Source organism: Embleya scabrispora DSM 41855 (assembly GCF_000372745.1).
GTDB classification, from domain to species: domain Bacteria; phylum Actinomycetota; class Actinomycetes; order Streptomycetales; family Streptomycetaceae; genus Embleya; species Embleya scabrispora.
On record NZ_KB889675.1, the window covers coordinates 140007 to 159984 of the forward strand.

General features: G+C 69.3%; 19 protein-coding genes and 1 riboswitch. Of the genes, 6 read left to right on the plus strand and 13 right to left on the minus strand.

Annotation, left to right across the window (positions count from 1 at the left end; genetic code table 11):
- Window positions 1–8: 8 nt before the first annotated feature.
- From A3IC_RS0125955 to A3IC_RS0125970, 4 genes are all read right to left on the minus strand, one after another.
- Window positions 9–1073, minus strand: a complete 1065-nt coding sequence (locus tag A3IC_RS0125955) for a C40 family peptidase (protein ID WP_026218749.1) — start codon at window positions 1071–1073, stop codon at window positions 9–11.
- Window positions 1074–1252: 179 nt separating this feature from the next.
- Entirely contained in the window at window positions 1253–1456 is a 204-nt protein-coding gene (locus A3IC_RS0125960) for a hypothetical protein (protein WP_158696104.1), read from the minus strand.
- A 185-nt stretch (window positions 1457–1641) separates the two neighbouring features.
- Window positions 1642–2943, minus strand: coding sequence for an NYN domain-containing protein (locus A3IC_RS0125965; protein ID WP_052173808.1), 1302 nt, complete (start codon window positions 2941–2943; stop codon window positions 1642–1644).
- Window positions 2944–3626: 683 nt separating this feature from the next.
- Window positions 3627–3863 carry a hypothetical protein gene (locus tag A3IC_RS0125970; RefSeq protein WP_020552989.1) on the minus strand — a complete coding sequence of 79 codons (237 nt, stop codon included), beginning with the start codon at window positions 3861–3863 and terminating at the stop codon, window positions 3627–3629.
- Between the two features lie 298 nt (window positions 3864–4161).
- On the opposite strand from A3IC_RS0125970, the gene A3IC_RS56630 reads away from it, so the two are divergent.
- Together A3IC_RS56630 and A3IC_RS0125980 are read left to right on the plus strand one after the other, a co-directional pair.
- Window positions 4162–4758 carry an exonuclease domain-containing protein gene (locus A3IC_RS56630; protein WP_205354645.1) on the plus strand — a complete coding sequence of 199 codons (597 nt, stop codon included), beginning with the start codon at window positions 4162–4164 and terminating at the stop codon, window positions 4756–4758.
- A 108-nt stretch (window positions 4759–4866) separates the two neighbouring features.
- A complete protein-coding gene (locus A3IC_RS0125980; RefSeq protein ID WP_020552991.1) occupies window positions 4867–5145 on the plus strand; it encodes an Lrp/AsnC ligand binding domain-containing protein in 279 nt (92 codons plus the stop codon).
- 142 nt (window positions 5146–5287) lie between these two features.
- Here A3IC_RS0125980 and A3IC_RS0125985 read toward each other — a convergent pair whose 3' ends face one another.
- The 5 genes from A3IC_RS0125985 to A3IC_RS56635 all read right to left on the minus strand — a co-directional run bounded on the left by A3IC_RS0125985 (window position 5288) and on the right by A3IC_RS56635 (window position 10520).
- Window positions 5288–6688 (minus strand): aminotransferase class V-fold PLP-dependent enzyme, encoded by a 1401-nt coding sequence (locus A3IC_RS0125985; RefSeq protein WP_020552992.1) that lies wholly within the window; start codon window positions 6686–6688, stop codon window positions 5288–5290.
- Between the two features lie 259 nt (window positions 6689–6947).
- Window positions 6948–7064, minus strand: a riboswitch (SAM riboswitch).
- A 148-nt stretch (window positions 7065–7212) separates the two neighbouring features.
- Entirely contained in the window at window positions 7213–8316 is a 1104-nt protein-coding gene (gene trpD / locus A3IC_RS0125990) for an anthranilate phosphoribosyltransferase (RefSeq protein WP_079026673.1), read from the minus strand.
- A 64-nt stretch (window positions 8317–8380) separates the two neighbouring features.
- Window positions 8381–8794 carry a response regulator gene (locus A3IC_RS0125995; RefSeq protein WP_020552994.1) on the minus strand — a complete coding sequence of 138 codons (414 nt, stop codon included), beginning with the start codon at window positions 8792–8794 and terminating at the stop codon, window positions 8381–8383.
- A gap of 181 nt (window positions 8795–8975) precedes the next feature.
- Entirely contained in the window at window positions 8976–9386 is a 411-nt protein-coding gene (locus A3IC_RS0126000; protein ID WP_020552995.1) for a ribonuclease E inhibitor RraB, read from the minus strand.
- A 9-nt stretch (window positions 9387–9395) separates the two neighbouring features.
- Window positions 9396–10520: a cytochrome c oxidase assembly protein gene (locus A3IC_RS56635; protein ID WP_205354647.1), complete on the minus strand. Its 1125-nt coding sequence runs from the start codon at window positions 10518–10520 to the stop codon at window positions 9396–9398.
- Between the two features lie 75 nt (window positions 10521–10595).
- On the opposite strand from A3IC_RS56635, the gene ctaE reads away from it, so the two are divergent.
- Genes ctaE through qcrB form a run of 4 tightly spaced genes read left to right on the plus strand, consistent with a single transcriptional unit; the run spans window position 10596 to window position 14797 of the window.
- Window positions 10596–11225, plus strand: coding sequence for an aa3-type cytochrome oxidase subunit III (gene ctaE / locus A3IC_RS0126010; protein ID WP_026218750.1), 630 nt, complete (start codon window positions 10596–10598; stop codon window positions 11223–11225).
- 46 nt (window positions 11226–11271) lie between these two features.
- A complete protein-coding gene (gene qcrC / locus A3IC_RS0126015) occupies window positions 11272–12072 on the plus strand; it encodes a cytochrome bc1 complex diheme cytochrome c subunit (protein WP_026218751.1) in 801 nt (266 codons plus the stop codon).
- The gene (qcrA, locus tag A3IC_RS0126020; RefSeq protein WP_026218752.1) at window positions 12069–13154 is read left to right on the plus strand and encodes a cytochrome bc1 complex Rieske iron-sulfur subunit; all 1086 of its coding nucleotides are present in this window, start codon (window positions 12069–12071) and stop codon (window positions 13152–13154) included. The genes qcrC and qcrA overlap by 4 nt, the downstream gene beginning before the upstream one ends.
- Window positions 13154–14797, plus strand: a complete 1644-nt coding sequence (qcrB, locus tag A3IC_RS0126025; protein WP_020553000.1) for a cytochrome bc1 complex cytochrome b subunit — start codon at window positions 13154–13156, stop codon at window positions 14795–14797. The genes qcrA and qcrB overlap by 1 nt, the downstream gene beginning before the upstream one ends.
- A gap of 155 nt (window positions 14798–14952) precedes the next feature.
- Here qcrB and A3IC_RS0126030 read toward each other — a convergent pair whose 3' ends face one another.
- The 4 genes from A3IC_RS0126030 to ctaD form a co-directional block, all read right to left on the minus strand.
- The gene (locus A3IC_RS0126030; protein WP_020553001.1) at window positions 14953–16179 is read right to left on the minus strand and encodes a L,D-transpeptidase; all 1227 of its coding nucleotides are present in this window, start codon (window positions 16177–16179) and stop codon (window positions 14953–14955) included.
- A 199-nt stretch (window positions 16180–16378) separates the two neighbouring features.
- The gene (locus A3IC_RS56640) at window positions 16379–17653 is read right to left on the minus strand and encodes a L,D-transpeptidase (protein WP_158696105.1); all 1275 of its coding nucleotides are present in this window, start codon (window positions 17651–17653) and stop codon (window positions 16379–16381) included.
- 209 nt (window positions 17654–17862) lie between these two features.
- Window positions 17863–18261: a cytochrome c oxidase subunit 4 gene (locus A3IC_RS0126040; protein WP_020553003.1), complete on the minus strand. Its 399-nt coding sequence runs from the start codon at window positions 18259–18261 to the stop codon at window positions 17863–17865.
- A complete protein-coding gene (ctaD, locus tag A3IC_RS0126045) occupies window positions 18258–19976 on the minus strand; it encodes an aa3-type cytochrome oxidase subunit I (protein ID WP_026218753.1) in 1719 nt (572 codons plus the stop codon). Before ctaD ends, A3IC_RS0126040 begins: the two co-directional genes overlap by 4 nt.
- Window positions 19977–19978: the final 2 nt, after the last annotated feature.

Here is a 19978-nt window from a genome sequence, read left to right on the forward strand (position 1 = left end):
GAGGCGGGTCAGGAGGGCCGGACGACCTTGGCGATCGGCATCGACTTCAGCGGCGCGTAGCGCACGCGGGTTCCCGGCTTGGGTGCGTGGATGATCCGTCCGGCGCCGGCGTAGATGCCCACGTGGCCGGCTCCGCCGTAGTAGACGACCAGGTCGCCCGGTCGGATCTCGGTGAGCGGGATCGCCCGGCCCGCGCCGGCCTGCCCCTGCGAGGTGCGCGGCAACGCGACGCCCGCCTGTCGCCACGCCCAGCCGGTCAGACCGGAACAGTCGAACGAGTCGGGTCCGGTGGCGCCCCAGACGTACGGCTTGCCCAGCGCCGTCGTCGCGGCGGCCACGGCGATCGCCGCCCGGCCACCGATCGGGGGGTTCGCCGCTTGGCGGCCGGCCACCGGCCACCGGGCGTCGTCGCGCCCGGCGCGGTTCGGGTCGGTACCCTCCTCGGCGGGCCCGTCCCCGGCCAGGAACGCCGCGCGGTCCGCCGCGTCCAGCGTGTTCAGCAGTTCCCGGGCGCGCGCCAGCTTGGTCCGGACCGCCGCCTTCGCCGCCGCGAGGTCCTTGCGCCCGTCCTCCAGGGCGGCGAGCGTATCGGCGGCCTCGCGGCGCTCCTGCTCCAGCGCGCGCCGGGTGGACCGTACACGCGTCACCGCGTCCCGCTGCCGGCCGGCCAGCCGGTCCAGGACGCCGGCCCGGGACAGGTATTCGTCCGGATTCCCGGACATCAGCAGCGCGATGGCGGGATCGATGCCACCGGCGCGGTACTGGGCCGCGGCCATCGCGCCCATGCCGCCCTGCAGGGCCGCCAGCTCGGCCTGCGCGTCGGCGATCCGCCCCTGGGCTCCGGCCACCAGCTCGCGCAGTCGGGCCTGCCGCTCGGCGACGCCGTTGTACTCCTCGGTGGTCGCCTCGGCCTGCCGGTACAGCTCGCCGACCTGCTGCCGCACCTGCTCCGCGGTCGGCGCCGGGGCGGCCCGCGAGACGTTCGGCGCGAACGCGAACGCCGTGACGGCAGCGGCGGTCAGCACGGTGAACCGGGCACGGCCGGCCCTCTTCGGCCTGCGATGGGACGCCACGGCGGCGGGCTCCTTCTCCGGGGGCCCGGCTACCCGCCGTCCGAGTCGGACGGTCGAGTGCGCGGGCGCTCGACCGGTGACCCTAGTGACCCAAACATGCCCGCTTCAAATCAATCCGCGAATTTCGTGTCTTGCGCCATCAATTCAGCCGAAAAGGATCATCTTTCGCGATCGAGTGATCAACGAGCGCTCATCATTTCGCCGCTTTCGCGCAGTTGCGCACCGGCTGCGGCCAGCATGCCCTCGGCCGCGAACAACCGCAGCGCGGTCAGCGTTTCCTCGTCCAACTCGGCGTGGTCGAGGTGATCGGCACGCTCGCCGTACTCCCCGGAGTCGGCATACGGAGAGGCGTCCGATAATTCGGGTGATATATCGGAATCCATGGATCGAGCGCTGATCAGCGCGGGCCCGATCGAGGCCGGAATCGCGCAGCCGGCGCCGGCGCGCCCGCGGCCTCGGTGCGTACGACAGGCGATGCGCATGTGGCTTCTCCCCTTTCGTCGACTTTCCTCGTCAACGGTAGGGAGCGGCACCGACACGTGGTGCGAACGGCGTCCGTGCGCCCGGATCAGCCTCGGGTGAGCCGGCGCAACAACATCGTCGAGGGCACCGGTCGCGCCCCCGCCTTGCGCACGCCGTCGGCCACCTCGCGGTCGGTGGAGACCACCACGACCGGGCGGCCCGGCGGCTCGGCCCGGACCAGCCGGCGGATCAGCTCGTCGGCCGTCTCGCCCGGCTTGCTGAACATCACCCGCACCCCGCGCGCGGGAGCCAGCAGCACCGGCGCGTCCAGTTGCGCGCCGTCGAACACGCAGGTCACCTCGCAGCCGGTCTGCGCGGCGAGCCCGGTCAGACCGCCGACCAGCCGGTCGCGCTGCTTGTTCAGCGCGAGCGTGGGGTAGCCGGTCTTGGTCACGTTGTAGCCGTCGATCACCAGGTGCGCCTGCGGCAGCGCGAGCAGCTGGTCGAGCAGGGCCGGATCGTCGCCCTCCAACGCACGTTGGGCGATGTCCTTTATCCCGGACGCGCCCGGCACCACCGCGTCCACCATGTCGGCGGGCCGGATGCCCACCGGCGGCAGTGCGAGTTCGCGGCGCAGCCCCTGGGCGGCCTCCAGGACGGTGTCCAGGAGGAGCCGGACCCGGGTGTCCTCCATGCTGCGTCCCTCGCGGGCCGCTCGGCGACTGGCCTCCAGGGCCGATTCGACCTCGGCGACCCGGCCGCGCAGCCGGCGGGCCTCCTTCTCCGCGGCGGCGATCGCGGCCTGCGCCTCGACCCGCACCGCGTCCAGCTCGGAGCGGGCCCGGCGGGCCTCCTTCTCCTCGTGCTTGGCGCTGCCCTGTAGGCCGCGCACCTGGCGGCGCAGGTGGTCGGCCTCCTTGCGGGCCGTCTCCAACTCCGCGCGCAGCCGTTCGTGCTCGGTCTTGGATGCCGCGCGCAGTACGCCGACCTCGTGCTCCAGGCGGGACAACGTCTCGGCGGCCTCGGCCTCGGCACGGTCGGCGGCGGCCTCCTTGGCCGCGTCGCCGGCGGTCTCGATCAGCCGGACCCAGCCGCGCGGGCGCAGCAGGTACGCGGCGGCGGCCACGTCGAGCGGGTCGGCCGCGGCGGGCACCTTGCCGGCCTCGAGCGCCTCGGAGATCTCCGGCAGCCCCTTGCGAAAGCGCTCCGCTATGCGCTGGCGGAACACCGGATCGTTCTCCAACGCGGCGGCCAGCGGTGTAGCGGCGAACTTGGCCCGGCGCTGGTGGGTGAAGCGGGCGAACCGGCGCAGCGGGCCGGGCACCTCGTCCGCGGTCATCGTGCCGAGCGCGTCGGCGGCCACCGAGATCACCCGCACCCGAACCGCCTCGGGCAACGGTCCGGACAACGCCTCGGGCTCGGCGTGCTGCGAACCGTCCGGGTCGGCCTCGGTGCCGGCTCCCGGGTCGGAAACGGGCTCCGTGCCGGCGGAAGCGGGCTCCGGCTCGACTGCCGGCGCTGCGGCGGCTTCGGGTTCCGCGGCCTCGGGCTCGGGCTCGGGTTCCGTCCGGGACTCGGAGTCGGACTCGGTCACGGTCTCGGGCCCGGGGGCGGGGGCGGGGGCGGGGGCGGCATCGGTCTGGGTCGCGGTGACGGCGGCGGGCTCGTCCTCCGTCGCGGTGCCGGGTTCGGCGGCGCCCGACCCGGCCGGGTGCGCGTGGGCCGCGGGATCGGTGGGGCCGTCCGGCTCCCGGTCGACCGCGTGGTCGACCGCCACCTCGGGCTCGACAAGGGAGCCGGGCAGACCGGTCCCCGCCTCGGTCCGGGACTGCGGGTCGAGGTCGGGCTCGGCAACCGGCACCGCCTCGGCGGCCTCGGCGGCGTGCGCAGGCGTGACCTCGTCCGCGCGGGTATCCGGTCCGCTCACTGCTCCTCCGGTCCTTCCCGTTCCCTTGAGGCCCCTCCCCGCGTCACCGTTGCCGGGACGCCGACGCCTTGATCATGGCGCGTTCCGGACCGGAGACGGCCGCGCCGGGCCGCCCCGATGCCGAAACGATGCACAGTCCCATTGTCGCCGCACGGTCTCGGCGCTCAGCTCGCGTCGGGTCGCGCCACCAGCTCGACGGAATCGGTCGCGTTGCACCAGCGGCACCGCACCGACTCGATCTCGTCGGAAACGATCTCGCGCTCCTCGACCCGGGCGACGCCCGCGAGGTCGAGGTGGGTGAACTCGACCGCCTTGGTGGTCCGGGTCACGTCGAACCGGGTCAGGTTGCCGCAGAGCGAGCAACGCCACCGGGTGTCCTCGGTGGGGGCCTGGATCGACATGCGTGTTCCCTTCCTGTTCGCGTTTGCGAGCCTTTTCCGGATCGCGAGCGGTCCGCGTACACCCATGATGCCGGGCGGCGAGAGGTACCTGGGCGCGGCCGTGTCGGGCCGGAAACGTACCGTCCGGTACATGAGCAGCACCGCGCACCGGGATTGCCGGTCACGAGGTTCGGCGAATCAGGGCTTGCCGGCGGCCGACCAGCCGCGGCGTTCCCGCCCGCCGGACAGTATCGCCCCGGGCCACGAGTTGCGAACCATGCACGGATCCCGAGCGATTCGTGACGAGGTGGAACGACAGGTGTTCACGATCGTCGATCTGGAGACGACCGGCCTGGATCCGCAGGAGGCGCGGATCACCGAGATCGCCGCGGTCCGCGTGCGCGGATCGGACCGGTTGGGCGAGTTCGCGACCCTGGTCGCGCCCGGCGTACCGATCCCGGAGTTCATCACCGACCTGACCGGGATATCCGACGACCTGGTGGCCGACGCGCCGGCGCTGCACCTGGTGTTGCCGGCGTTCACCCGCTTCGCCGAGGACGCCATCCTGGTCGCCCACAACGCCCCCTTCGACGTGGGGTTTCTGCGGGCGGCGAGCCTGGCGTGCGACCGACCGTGGCCCGATCTCCAGGTGGTGGACACGCTCGCGCTGGCCCGCGCGCTGCTGCCGCCGGGGACGGTGCCCAACATGCGCCTGGGCACACTCGCGCGGTACTTCGAGGCGCCCACCGACCCGACCCACCGAGCGTTGGCCGACGCCCGGGCGACCGCCCACGTCCTGCGCGCGTTCATCGGCCGGATGCACGAGAGCGGACGGCACGAGTTGGCCGACCTGCTCGCCCTGGGCCGACCGCCGGCGCCCAGGGTTTGGCCGGGGCAAACCACTCCTATCGGGTGACGCTCGCACGCGTCGACCGCGCCGTTCTTCCTCCCGCTGCGGCTGCCCGTGCGGGTCGCGCGCCGACTAAGCTCGGGCATCTTGTCGTCGAGAGCCGGAGGACTACCCGTGATCACCGCGATCGTGCAGGTCAAGACGCGTGTGGACCAGACCCCGGAAATCGCGGAGGCGATCGCCGCGATCGAGGGCGTGAGCGAGGTCTACTCGGTGACCGGTGAGTTCGACCTGATCGCCATGGTGCGCGTCCGCGCCCACGACGACCTGGCCGACGTCATCCCGGGCCACCTCAACAAGGTCCCCGGCGTGGAAGCCACCACAACCCACATCGCCTTCCGCACCTACTCCCAACACGACCTCGAAGCCGCCTTCGCCATCGGCCTGGAATAACCACCCCGTCCGGGCGCCCCAAAGCGCCCGGACCCGGATCATTCGACGCCGCCCCCAAGCGCCCCCACAGCGAACACCACCAGGGCACCCGAACCAGCCCGTCCGGCGTTCGAGGACACCCGCCCGGCAAGGCCGAAACCCCCTACGCCGCAGGCAACCGCCGCACGCCCCGCGGATCCGCGTCCGGAACACACCGGCCGCCATCCACCGTGTAGCTCCACACCGCCCCGCGCGACACCAACTCCCGCACCGCCGCCGCAAAGCGGTCCAGGTGCTCCACGGGCGTCCCCAACCCGAAGCTGACCCGGATCGCGTTGAGGTTCTGCTCACCCTCCGGCGCGTCCGGGGACCCACACTCGGTCGGCTGATCGGCCCGCCCGCCCAACAGGTGCCGCACCAGCGGATGAGCGCAGAACAACCCGTCCCGCACCCCGATCCCGTACTCCGCCGACAACACCGCCGCGAAGCGCGAGCTGTTCCACCCCTCGACCACGAACGAGAGCACCCCGACGCGCGCCGACTCGGGCCCGAACAGCTCCAACGTCCGCACCGCCGGAATCCGCGCCAACTGCGCCCGAAGACGCGCCAGCAACGCCTCCTCGCGCGCGACCAGCGCCGCCGGCCCCGCCTCGGTGATCGCCCGGCACGCGGACGCCAACGCGTAGGCGCCGATCACGTTCGGCGACCCCGCCTCGTGCCGAGCCGCACCGCTCTGCCACTCCACGTGGTCCCGGCTGACCGTCTTGCTCGCTCCGCCGCCGGCCAGGTACGGCTCGGCCGCGTCCAACCAGTCGCCCCGCCCCGCCAACACCCCCGAGCCGAACGGCGCGTACAGCTTGTGCGCCGACAGCGCGATCCAGTCCACGTCCAGGTCGGCCACCGACACCGGGTGGTGCGGGGCCAGTTGCGCGGCGTCCAGCACGATCCGCGCGCCGTGCCGGTGCGCGACCTCGGCCAACTCGGCGACCGGGAAGATCTCGCCGGTCACGTTCGAGGCGCCGGTCACGCAGACCAGCCGGGGCCCGTCACCGGACCCGGCCAGCGCCGCCTCCAGCGCCGCGACCGCCTGCGCCGGCGACTCGGGCGCGGCCAGTTGGGTCACCCCCGCGTGCCGCCGCCACGGCAGCAGCGCCGCGTGGTGCTCGGTCTCGAAGACGAACACCCGGGTGCCACGCGGCAGTACGGACGCGAGCAGGTTGAGCGAGTCGGTGGTCCCGCGGGTGAACAGCAGCGTGTCGTCCGCCCGCAGTCCCAAAAAGCTCGCGACCGTGGCCCGGCTCTGCTCGTACAGGTCGGTGGACAACTGGGACAGGTAACCGGCGCCCCGGTGCACACTGCCGTAGTACGGCAGGTACGCGGACACGTCGTCCCACACCCGCTGCAGACACGGCGCGCTCGCCCCGTAGTCGAGCGCGGCGTACTCGACCTCGCCGCCGGTCACCAGCGGAACGAGCACGTCCCGACCGACCACGGGCAGCGGGGCGGCGATGGCGACGTCACAGTCGAGGGCGGCGGCGGAAGCGGAAGCGGTGTCGACGGTCATGGCGGAACTCCTCGGCAGGCACGGAACACCGAAGCGGATGTCGATTGATCGACATCGAAACGCACCGGATGGTCCGCTGGCGAAAAAAACGTGGTCTCGCGGGCCGCGGCAATGAACGGCCCGGGGGTGACGCGCGAGAACTCAGCGCGTACGGAATAGGGCGATTCGCCCGTTTCGAGAAAGAGATTTCACGCCATCACATGCTCCCCAGGTACAGGACCCCCGGGTCACATGGAGCATCTGCTGCCGTCATGCAAGGGGTCCGCGCTTGCCGGGACGCCTTACGACGCCTGGCCGTGTCATCACCCGGGGCACCCCACCGCGGAGCGAGGGTTGCCGGACAGCAAGCCGGGGCTTTCCACTGTCACTCGTGACCTGAGCAGAATTATTACCGGACCGAACGCCCGGCGCAACGACGGCCCCACCGTTCCCACATCCTGGACCGCACCCGTCCCGCACCGCGCGGCGCCGAGCGGGTCGACCACGACGGCACGACGGCCCGACCCACCCGGCGCCCGAAACGACTATCCGCGCGCGAACGAACGTGTCGTCGCCACCCACCGATCGAGCGCGGCCCGCGCGGCCCCCGAGTCGATCGCCTCGGCCGCCCGGTCGATCCCCGCCGCCAACTGCTGGGTCAGTGACCCTTCCCCCGGGCCCAGCGCCGCCAGCGCCGCGGCCGAGTTCAACAGCACCGCGTCCCGCACGGCACCCTTCTCTCCGGCGAGCAGCTTGCGGGCGACCTCCGCGTTGAACGCCGCGTCACCGCCGCGCAACGTCTCGATCCCGTTCAGCACAAGGCCCAGGTCGCGCGGGTCCACCCGGTCCTCGCGCACGTCGCCGTCCCGCACGATCCACACCTGCGACGTGGTGGTGACGGTCAACTCGTCCAGCCCGTCGTCGCCGCGGAACACCAGCGCGCTCCCGCCGCGATCGGCCACCACACCCGCCACGATCGGCGCCATCCGCAGATCCGCGACCCCGATCGCGTGGAAGCGCACCCGGGCCGGATTGGTCAACGGTCCGAGGAAGTTGAACGTGGTCGGCACACCCAACTCGCGACGCGCCTGCGCCGCGTGCCGCAACGACGGGTGGAAGCGCTGCGCGAAGCACAGCGTGATGCCCGCCTCCTCGGCCGTACGGGCCACCTGATCCGGAGTCAGGTCCAGCACCACTCCGAGCGCTTCGAGCACATCGGCGGCCCCACTCGACGACGAGGCCGCCCGGTTGCCGTGCTTGACCACCGTCTCGCCCGTGCCCGCGACCACGATCGCGGACATCGTCGAGATGTTCACGGTCCGGGCCAGGTCGCCACCGGTGCCGACGATGTCGACGGTACGGCCGGGCACATCGATGGTCGACGCGTGCGCGTACATCGCCCGCACCAGGCCCGAGACCTCGTCCACCGTCTCGCCCTTGGCCCGCAACGCGATCACGAACCCGGCCACCTGCACCGGGGTCGCCTCGCCGGTCATGATGTGGTCCATCGCCCACGCGGTCGCGTCGGCGGGCAGGTCGTCGCCCCGCATGAGCGCCGCCAGGAGGTCCCGCCAGGAACGGGCCGCCGGGTTGCCGCCGCTCTTGTTCGTAGAGGTCGAGGCGCCCATGGTCCGCTCCCGCTGTGTCATCGGATAAGTCCGCGACAGCGTACCCACCGCGCCCGTTGCGGCCGGGCGGTTATCCGGGATGCGGTCAGGCCGGCTGACGGCCCGCGATCCGGCCGCGAATCAGGTCGGCCGCGGCGTCCGCGAGCGTGCGCGGGTCCAGCGGGTGGGCCACCACCGCGTCCGCGCGACACCACGTGGCCAGCCACGCGTCCTGCGGGCGACCGACCAGGGTCAGCACCGGCGGACAGTTGTAGATCTCGTCCTTGAGCTGACGGCACACGCCCATGCCACCGGCGGGCGCGGTCTCCCCGTCCAGGATCACCAGATCGATGCCGCCCTTGTCCATCGCCTCGATCACGGCGGGCTCGGTGGCGCACTCCAGGTATTCCACGAACGGCACATCGACGGCGGGCCTGCGCCCGAGCGCGAGAGTGACCTTCCGACGGGTGTTGCGGTCGTCGCTGTACACGAGGACGGTCATGGTCTCGCCGCGCGTCATGTCCACCTGCCTGTGTCTGGGCTGCGTGTCTTCGGGGCTGCGCATGTTCGGGCTGCGTGTTCAAGTATGGACAACACTCGGATCGACCCGGATGTTAGCGCTTTTCGGCAGGAAAATGTGCGCCTCGTCACTCCCGCGCCCGTCCCGGTCGCGCCCGGCCGGCCTCGACCGCCCCCTCGACTCACCCGCGCGCGAGCACCTCATAGCCCTCGGCGTCCCCGCCCAGCCGCTGGGCCAGGCCCGCCATCCGGGTCCGTTCCCGAGCCGGCTCCAGGCCGGTGAGCACCTGTTGGCGGGAGATCAGCACCCGCAGCGGCCGCTCGTCGGGAGTCGGCGCCAGCACCGCCCAGCCGTCCGGCGTCAGGATCCGGGCCGCCTCGTCGGCCGCCGCCAGGTCCGGCAGCGTGAGCACGTGCCGCATCACGAAGACACCGCTCTCCACGTCCACCCCGGCCGCCCGCATCTCCGCGACCACCGCCGAGTCGGCCCGCGCCGGATCGAAGCACGAACCGACGACGACGAGCGTGCCGTCGTCGACGAGCACGGGGGCGGGCTCCGGTCGCCGGCGGCGCAGGAAACGTTCGAGGATCATGCCGCGACGCTACTCGGCCGAGTCGGCCGACCGCGGTTCGGGCCCGCGGGCCACCCGGACGGCCGAGCCGGCCTCCTCCGTTCGGGCAGAGTCACCCGGAAGAGTGCTCTTCGGCACGGATTTTCCGGCGACTTCCAGGCCCGATCGTGCACCGTCGCCGGCCTCGCCGGCCTCGGCCGCCTCGCGCGCCAACCGCTCCTCGCGCGCCTTGCGACCCGCCTCGATCAGTTCGAGCCGGTCCAGCCGGCGGTCCTCCCGGACCGCCTCGCGTTCGGAGGCCCGAGCCCACTGCACGAACAGCACCAGGAAGACCAGCAGTCCGATGATGTCGCCGCTGCCCCACAGGATTCCGCCCGCCGTGCCCTGGTCCGAGAGCGGACTCGCGCCCCAGTCCCGACCGAGGTCGTTGTACCAGTCACCGGCCAGGACATTGGACGAACTCATGATCGCGATGCCCAGCCACGCGTGGAACGGCAGCGTCGCGAACACCGCGAGCAACCGCATCGGGTAACTCGCCCGCGGCATCGGATCCAGACCCAGGAGTGGCCAGAACCACATGCAGCCGATGATCACGAAGTGCACGTGATTCATGTCGTGCATGAAGGTATTCCGCAATGTCAGCTCGTACCAGGGCGTGAAGTACAGGGCGAACGGGTTGAGCACGAAGACGAAACCGGCGAACGCCGGGAAGGTGACCACCTTCGCGTATCTGCTGTGCAGCAGGGCGTTGAGGCGATTGCGCCACTTGGCCGGCAGCGTGCGCAGGGCGAGTGTGATCGGTGCGCCGAGCGCGAGGAAGATCGGCGTGATCATCGCCAGCACCATGTGCTGCACCATGTGCACGCTCAGCAACACGGTGTCGTACGCGGCCAGCGCGGACTCGGTCGCGAGCAGGAACGTGCCCAGCCCCAGACCCAGGAAGGAGAAGCTCCGCCACCGCGACCACGAGTCCCCGCGAGCCCTGAGCTTGTGCACCCCGTACAGATAGAGGCCGCCGAACAGCATCGCGACCAGAATCGGGATCGGCTCGAACACCCATCCGGTCAGGAGTCGAATGGGGGTCAGTTCCGGCGGTACGTTCCCGGGGGTCGCGTGTGCCAGAAACATCCCGGCATCGCCTGCAGAGCCACTCACGGAACCAGAGCCTAACCCCGACACGTTCTACAAGGGTTACCCCCCGAAGTGTGGGCAGATCCGGCGACCGCAATAATGGCCGCCGTGGCGACAGCAACTGCACTAGAAACCGGGCCCCCCTCACACGGGACACACGGGACGCTCAACCGTCCCAACTTGGTCAGCATCGGCACGATCGTCTGGTTGGCGTCGGAGCTGATGTTCTTCGCGGCTCTGTTCGCGATGTATTTCACGATCCGCTCCGTCACCGGGGCGGACGCTTGGCGTGAGCACGCCGGTGAGCTGAACATCCCGTTCTCGACGGGCAACACGACGATCCTCGTGCTGTCCTCGCTCACCTGCCAGCTCGGCGTCTTCGCGGCCGAACGCGGTGACGTCAAGAAGCTCAGAATGTGGTTCGTCATCACCTTCGTGATGGGCGCCGTCTTCGTCGGCGGCCAGGTGATGGAGTACACCGCCCTGGTCAAGGAAGGAACGACGCTTTCGTCGTCGGCTTACGGTTCGGTCTTCTACCTGACCACCGGCTTCCACGGCATGCACGTGACAGGTGGCCTGATCGCCTTCCTGTTGGTCCTCGGACGCACCTACACGGCCCGACGATTCACCCACGAGCAGGCCACGGCCGCAATCGTCGTCTCGTACTACTGGCACTTCGTCGACGTGGTCTGGATCGGTCTGTTCTTCACGATCTACGTCATCAGGTAGACGTCCCGACACTCACTACGCAGACGACATTGGACCGGGGTTTTCCGTGAAAAAGCTCTCCGCGCGGCGACGCCACCCCTTGGCGGCGATCGTCGTACTCATCTTCGCGCTCGCGGCTACCGGGGGGCTGTACGCCGCGTTCGCGCCTGCCAAGAAGGCGGAGGCCGACGACTCCGCCTCCATCGCGGTCGAGGCGGGCAAGAAGCTCTACCTGAGCGGATGCTCGACCTGCCATGGGCTCGACGCCCAGGGTTCCACCGACGGCCCCTCCCTGATCGGCGTCGGCGCGGCCGCCGTCGACTTCCAGGTGTCGACCGGCCGGATGCCGCTTCAGCAGCCCGGCGCGCAGGCGCCGCGCAAGCCCGAGGTGTACACCCCGGCGCAGATCCAACAGCTGTCCGCGTACGTGGCCTCCCTCGGCGTCGGGCCCAAGATCCCGACGGCGAACATGTACGCGCCGGACGGCGACATCGTCAACGGCGCGGAGCTGTTCCGCACGAACTGCTCGCAGTGCCACAACTTCTCCGGTGAGGGCGGCGCCCTGACCGAGGGCAAGTACGCCCCGCCGCTGAAGGACGTGGACCCGAAGCACATCTACGAGGCCATGCTCTCCGGCCCGCAGAACATGCCTTCGTTCCCGGACAGCACGATGCCCGAGCAGCAGAAGAAGGACATCGTCACGTACGTCCACGAGACGACCAAGAAGGAGCCGAACCCCGGCGGCCTGGGTCTCGGCCGTCTCGGCCCGGTCTCCGAAGGTCTGTTCGGCTGGATCATCGCGCTCGGTCTGCTCATCGCGTGCGCGATCTGGATTGCCGCCCGGACCCCCAAGGCCAGGACCAAATGAGTAGCCAGGACAAGTCTGAAGTGCCTGAAGAGCACCTGCCCGAGGTACACGCCTCGGCACATGTTCCGGCGGAAGGCGACCCGTTCGCCGACCCCGGCCTGCCGGCTCACGAGCCGCGCGTCACCGACATCGACGAGAAGGCCGCCAAGCGGGCCGAACGTCAGGTCGCGTTCCTGTTCGTGATCTCGATGTTGTCCACGATCGGTTTCATCTGGGCGTACGTCGGCATCGACAAGCACCGCATCATCGACATCTTCTTCTTCGGGAAGATCGGTGCCCAGAACCTCGCGCTCGGCGGCTTCCTCGGCCTCGCGCTGTTCTGCATCGGCGCAGGCGCGATCCACTGGGCGCGCACGCTGATGACGGACGAGGAGATCGTCCAGGAGCGGCACGAGTTCACCTCGGACCCGGAGACCCGCGAGTACGCGATCCGCGAGTTCACCCAGGGTGCCGCGGACTCGGTGATCGGCCGTCGGCCGCTGATCCGGCGCACGATGATCGGCGCGATGGCCCTGGTGCCGCTGTCCGGCGTCGTGCTGCTGCGCGACCTCGGTCCGCTGCCGGGCACCAAGCTGCGGCACACCGATTGGAAGCCGGGCACGGAGCTCATCAACGAGGCGACCGGCCTGCCGATCAAGCCGGACGACATCGTCAAGGGCTCGCTGACCATGGTGCTGCCCGACGGCCTGGTCGAGAAGTACGGCCCGGCCGGCGAGAAGGTGGAGCTCTCGCACGGCTGGCTGGAGAAGGCGGGCATGTCCGCGGTCCTGGTGGTCCGTCTGGAGCCGGAGGACATCAAGTCCAAGAAGGAACTGGCCTGGGGCTACGAGGGCATCGTGGCGTACTCGAAGATCTGCACCCACGTGGGTTGCCCGATCGGCCTGTACGAGCAGCAGACGCACCACCTGCTGTGCCCCTGTCACCAGTCCACCTTCGACCTGGCCGACGACGGCAAGGTCGTGTTCGGCCCGGCCGCGCGTTCGCTGCCGCAGTTGAAGATCCATGTGAACGAGGCGGGTAACCTCGCTGCGACGCAGGACTTCACCGAACCGGTCGGCGCGAGCTTCTGGGAGCGTGGCTGATGTCGAGCGAACAACCCAAGGGCGGGGCGAACAAGAGCACCCCGATCCCGGACAACGCGACCGTTCGCGCGGTCGACGCGCTGGACAGCCGGCTGGGCATCTACGGCGCGGCGAAGAAGAACCTGCGCAAGGTCTTTCCGGACCACTGGTCCTTCATGCTCGGTGAAGTGGCGCTGTACAGCTTCATCGTGCTGCTGCTGACCGGTGTCTTCCTGACGCTGTTCTTCAAGCCGAGCATGCAGGAGGTCGTCTACGACGGCTCCTACGTACCGCTGCAGGGCATTCACATGTCCCAGGCGTACGCCTCGACGCTGGACATCAGCTTCGACATCCGCGGTGGCCTGGCGATGCGTCAGATCCACCACTGGGCCGCGCTGATCTTCGTGTCGTCGCTGTTCGTGCACATGTTCCGGATCTTCTTCACCGGGGCGTTCCGCAAGCCGCGCGAAATAAACTGGCTGTTCGGCTTCCTGCTGCTGGTGCTGGCCATGGTCAACGGCTTCACCGGCTACTCGCTCCCGGACGACCTGCTCTCCGGTACGGGTCTGCGCATCGCCGAGGGTGTGGTCCTGGCCATCCCGCTGGTCGGCACGTACGTGCAGTTCTTCCTGTTCGGCGGGGAGTTCCCGGGCGAGGACATCGTGCCCCGCCTGTTCACCATCCACGTGCTGCTGATCCCGGCGATCATGGTCGGTCTGGTGACCGTGCACCTGATCCTGGTCTTCTACCAGAAGCACACCCAGTTCCCCGGCCCGGGCAAGACCGAGAAGAACGTGGTCGGCCTGCCGCTGCTGCCGGTCTACGCGGCCAAGGCCGGTGGCTTCTTCTTCATCGTGTTCGGCATCACCGCCGCCCTCGGCGGCATGGTGCAGATCAACCCGATCTGGGCCTACGGTCCATACAACCCGGGTCAGATCACGGCGGGTTCCCAACCGGACTGGTACATCGGGTTCCTCGAGGGATCCCTGCGCATCATGCCGAACTGGGAATGGAACATCTGGGGCCACACGCTCAGCTTCAACGTGTTGATCCCGTCCCTGATCGTGCCCGGCGTGCTGTTCACGTTCCTGGCGATGTACCCGTGGATCGAAGGCTGGATCACCGGCGACAAGCGTGAGCACCACCTGCTGGACCGCCCGCGCAACATGCCGGTCCGCACCGGCCTGGGCGTCGCCTGGATCGTGTGCTACGGCGTGTTGTGGGTCTGCGGTGGCAACGACATCATCGCGACGCACTTCCACCTGTCGATCAACACGATCACCTGGGTCGGCCGCTTCGCGTTCTTCATCGCGCCCGTGCTGGCCTACCTGGCCACGGTGCGGATCTGCAAGGGTCTGCAGCGCCGCGACCGGGACAAGGTCCTGCACGGTCGCGAGACCGGCGTGATCAAGAAGCTCCCGCACGGCGAATTCGTCGAGATCCACGAACCGCTGGAAGCCGGGGTGCGGCACACCCTCACCGCCCACGAACAGCCGAAGCCGTACGAGCTGGAGCCGGCCGAGGACGAGAACGGGGTGGCCCGCAAGGTCAAGCGTTCGCAGAAACTGCGTTCGAGGATGTCGCACTGGTACTTCGCCGAGCCGATCGAGAAGCCGACGGCCGAGGAGTACAAGGAACTGACCAGCGGACACGGTCACCACTGACGCGACCGGGGCCGGGCTGCTGACGCCACATCGGCACGACCCGTAGGACGCGCAGGAACGACGAAGGGCCCCACCGGATCTCTCCGGTGGGGCCCTTCGCGTTGCGCCCCGCAGACTGCCGTACAGCGCTGCGCGCAGGCGCCGCGCGCCGGTCCTCAGAGCTGCCGGGTGCCGGAGGCGCCTGCCGCGCTGTGGGTCAGCCACTGCGACCAGTCCAGGTTCCACTCGCCGTAGCCGTTGCCGAACGGCTCCATGGTCTTGGATTCACCCGTGTTCACCACGACGACCACGTCGCCGACCTTGACCTCGTCGTAGAACCACTTGGCGTTCTCGTCGCTCATCCCCACGCAGCCGTGACTCACGTTCGCACTGCCCTGCGCGCCCACCGACCACGGCGCCGCGTGCAGGAACTCGCCGCTCCAGGTGACCCGGGTGGCCCACGAGACGTCCAGCCGGTAGTTGTCGCTGCTGTTCGCCGAGATGCCCACCGTGGTGCCGTCCATCAGCACGTGCGGGGCCTTGCCCAGCACCACCTTGGTACCCGAACGGGTGGTGAAGCCGGCCTTGCCGGTGGTCACCGGCACCGTCTTGACGTCGGTGCCGTTGCGCTTGACCGTCATCGTGTGCGCCGCGGCGTCCACGGTCGCGACCACGGAGTCGCCGACCTCGAAGCCGACCGGCTTGCCCGGGCCGCCGTACACGCCGTCGCCGAAGTCGACGCCGACCAGGCTGGTGGCCACCGAGACCTTGCTGCCCACCGGCCAGTACTCCTTGGGCCGATAGCGCACCGTCTTGTCGTCCACCCAGCCCCAGGCGCCCTCGACCGGCGTGGAGGCGGACACCTGGAGCCGCTTCTCCACTTCGGCGCGCTGCGCGGGATCGGTGACCGGCTTCTCCAGCGTGGCGGTGATCGGCATGCCCACCCCCACCGTGGAGTCGGCCTCCGGCAGCACCGAGGCCACGTGCTTCTCGGCGTCCGGTACGAGCGTGGTGAACGTATCGGTACGGGTCGCGGTCAGCCCGAACGCGTCGACCGCCGACGCGGTCAGCGTGTAGGTGGTGCCGTAGGCCAGCGGTTCGGAGTTGGACCACGTCGCGTCGCCGGCCGCGTTGCCGCCGGACACCGGCTTCCCGTCCGGGCCGGTCAGGCTCACCGCGTACAGTCGGCCGTCGCTCGCGGTGACGGTGATCGGTTTGGCCGGCTGCGCGGGTCGATCCGGCCGCACGTCCACCGTGAGCCGGGCCGCGCTCTTGGTGGGCCGCTCGATCTCGGTACCCCGCTGCTTCTCCCACGTCCCGCAGCCGGTGACGAAAACGAGTGGCAGGGCCGATGTCAGGGCCCAGCCGATCCAGCGGAGGCGAACAGTCCTGTCCCGATTCACTCTCGACCTCCAGCCGTGCTCGTCGAGCGCGGGATACGCGGAGTTGTTGCATCGAGAGTGGCCGGGAGCACCCTGCTTCATTCATCCAAACGCACAAACCGCCCGATCGCGTGATGCCGACCACCGGTCGGATCGCGCAATCGGGCGGTTCGCCCTATCGTGTGCCACCTCGTGCGTGGAACCTCGTGGGTGGTGTCCCTCAGCCGGCCGGGGTGCCGGTCGCCCCACCGCCGAGCGCGCTGCCCTTGACCCACGTCGCCCAGTCGACGCTCCAGCCGCCGAGCCCGTTGCCGGGCTTGACGGTCTTGTCGGTGCTGTTGACCACCTCGACCGGGTCACCCTGGGTGACCAGATCGAAGAACGTCTTGGCGTTCGAGGCGCCCAGTCCGATGCAGCCGTGGCTGTCGTTCTGCCGACCGAACTTGCCATCGTTCCAGGGCGCGCCGTGCGCGTACGTGCCGGACGCGGTCAGGTGCACCGCGTGTCGGACGTTCTTCATGTTGTACGCGGTGCCCAGCCCGACCGTCTCGGAGTCCATCGTGATGCCGTCGACCTTGTCCAGGACGACCATCGTCCCGCCCCAGGTCGGGTAGTTGGGGCCGCCAGCCGAGATCGGCAGGTCCTCGACCTGGGTCCCGTCCTTGGTGACCACCATGTGCTTGGACTTGAGGTCCGCGGTGGCCACCAGGGAGCGCCCGATGGTGAACTTGATGTCCTTGGTCTGCTTGCCGTAGACGCCCGGCGCCGCCTTCGCGCCGGTCAGGTTCGCCTTGAGGTTGACCTTCGTGCCACTCGCCCAGTACTTCTCCGGGCGGTAGTCGATCCGGTCGTTGCCGTCGAGGTCCTTGAGCCAGGACCACGAGCCCTGCACCGCGGGCTCGGAGATCACCTTGAGGTTGCGCTCGATCGCGGCCTTGTCCTTGATCGGCTCGTTGAACTTGAGCGAGATGATCGCGCCGACGCCCCACGTGCTGTCCGGCTCGATGTTGAAGTCGGCCACGAACGTGTCGTCGGCGGCCTTGGTGTTGAACTTGCTCTGCGCGGTGACCTCGGCGCCGTCGGCGTTCGCGGCCTTGGCCGCCACCGTGTAGGCACCGCCGTTGGCCAGCGGCGCGGCCGGCTTCCAGCCGATGCCGTCGGGGCTGAGCTGCCCGTCCACGGTCTTGCCCTTGGCGTCGGTGACCACGACCGAGGTGAGCTTGCCACCGGTCGCGTCGACCTTGAGGACGCCGTCCGTCTCCACGCTCTTGGTGCCGTCGGCGGGCGTGATCGCGATGGTGGCGGGTGCGGCCGCCTTCTTGTTCGGACCACTGCTCGAACCGCCGGAATTGCCCCCGCTCCCCCCTGGGCCGGCCTTGCCGCCATCCGACGAGCAGCCTGCGATGAATATGAGCGGCGCCACCATGAGTCCCGCGAAGAGGCGTATGCCGCCGCCCGCTGCCCCCGTGCGCGATGCTCCGTGTATCCGGGGCACGCGTGTCCCTCCCTCGTCCTGGAACTCCCTTGCGTCCATTTGACGCATCGACCCCCGGTCCGGGTTGCCACAACCGGAGAACGGTCACACACCGGTGACATTCGGAGGTCGTCGAGGAGTCCTCTGTAGATATCACACAAGGCCGATCACCCATTCGGGTGATCGGCCTTGTGGCGAAACCGTATTGCGAAGGTTGCGAATCGGTAGTGCTAGTAGCGCTGGTCCGCACCCCGGTAGAACTCGAAGACCCAGCCCCAGACACCGATCGCGACGATCGGCGCGGCGAACATCGCCAGCCACCAACCGAAGATGACGCCCAGGAAGAGCAGGGCCGAACCGACCCCCAGCATCAGCGGCTGCCAGCTGTGCGGGGCGAAGAAGCCCAGCTCGCCGGCGTCGTCGGCGATCTCGCCCTCTTCGTTGTCCTGCGCGAGCAGGTCCATCCGGCGCGCGGTGAAGATCAGGTAGAACCCGATCATCAGCGACAGACCGAAGGTCAACGACAGCGCGGTGGTGCCGGTCGGGTCCTCGGAGAGCACCCAGTAGATGATCGTCACCGGCAGCAGGAACACGGCCAGGACGGCGAACAGGACACCGTTGAACTTCACTTCTCGGCTCCCTTCGCCAGCTCGGGCGATGCCTCGGAACGCTCGTCGGTGAGGTACTCCAGCGCGGCGATCTCCGGGTGGTGGAGGTCGAACGCGGGGGCCTCGGAACGGATCCGCGGAATGCTCGTGAAGTTGTGCCGAGGCGGCGGGCAGGAGGTCGCCCACTCCAGCGAACGGCCGTAGCCCCACGGGTCGTCCACGGTGATCTTCTTGCCGTACTTGTGCGTCTTCCAGATGTTGTAGAAGAACGGCAGGATCGACAGACCCAGCAGGAACGAGCCCAGGGTCGAGATCGTGTTCAGCGTGGTGAAGCCTTCCGAGTCCAGGTAGTCCGCGTACCGACGGGCCATGCCCTCGGCACCCAGCCAGTGCTGCACCAGGAACGTGGTGTGGAAGCCGATGAACAGCGTCCAGAAGGTGATCTTGCCCAGCCGCTCGTCGAGCATCTTGCCGGTGAACTTGGGCCACCAGAAGTGGAAGCCCGCGAACATCGCGAACACCACGGTGCCGAACACCACGTAGTGGAAGTGCGCCACCACGAAGTAGGTGTCGGAGACGTGGAAGTCCAGCGGCGGGGAGGCCAGGATGACGCCGGTGAGGCCACCGAACGCGAAGGTCACCAGGAAGCCGACGGTCCACAACATCGGTGTCTCGAAAGACAACGAGCCGCGCCACATGGTGCCGATCCAGTTGAAGAACTTCACGCCGGTCGGTACGGCGATCAGGAACGTCATGAAGGAGAAGAACGGCAGCATGACCGCGCCGGTCGGGAACATGTGGTGCGCCCACACGGTGACCGACAGGCCCGCGATCGAGATGGTCGCGGCGATCAGGCTCTTGTAACCGAACATCGGCTTGCGCGCGAAGACCGGGATGATCTCCGACACGATGCCGAAGAACGGCAACGCGATGATGTACACCTCGGGATGGCCGAAGAACCAGAAGAGGTGCTGCCACAGGATCGGTCCGCCGTTGGCCGGATCGAAGATGTGGGTACCGAACTTGCGGTCCGCCTCCAGCGCGAACAGCGCCGCGGCCAGGACCGGGAACGCCATCAGCACCAGGACCGAGGTCAGCAGCACGTTCCAGCAGAAGATCGACATCCGGAACATGGTCAGACCGGGCGCGCGCATGCAGATGATCGTGGTGATGAAGTTGACGGCACCGAGGATGGTGCCGAAGCCCGACATCGCCAGACCCATGATCCACATGTCGCCGCCGATGCCCGGCGAGCGGACCGAGTCGGACAGCGGCGCGTACGCGAACCAGCCGAAGTCGGCGGCACCCTGCGGGGTGATGAAGCCGGCCACCGCGATGATCGAGCCGAACAGGTAGAGCCAGTAGGCGAACATGTTCAGGCGCGGGAACGCGACGTCGGGCGCGCCGATCTGCAGCGGCATGATCCAGTTCGTGAAGCCGGCGAACAGCGGCGTCGCGAACATCAGCAGCATGATCGTGCCGTGCATCGTGAACGACTGGTTGAACTGCTCGTTCGACATGAACTGCGTGCCGGGGCGGGCCAGCTCCGCGCGCATGAGCAGCGCGAGCACACCACCGATGCAGAAGAAGACGAAGGAGGTGATCAGGTACATCGACCCGATCGTCTTGTGGTCCGTGGTCGTCATCCACTTGATGACGATGTTCCCGGGCTCCTTGCGGCGGACCGGCGGGGGTCCGTCCGGGGCCACGGTCTGTGGCTCACTGAGGATTGTCACTC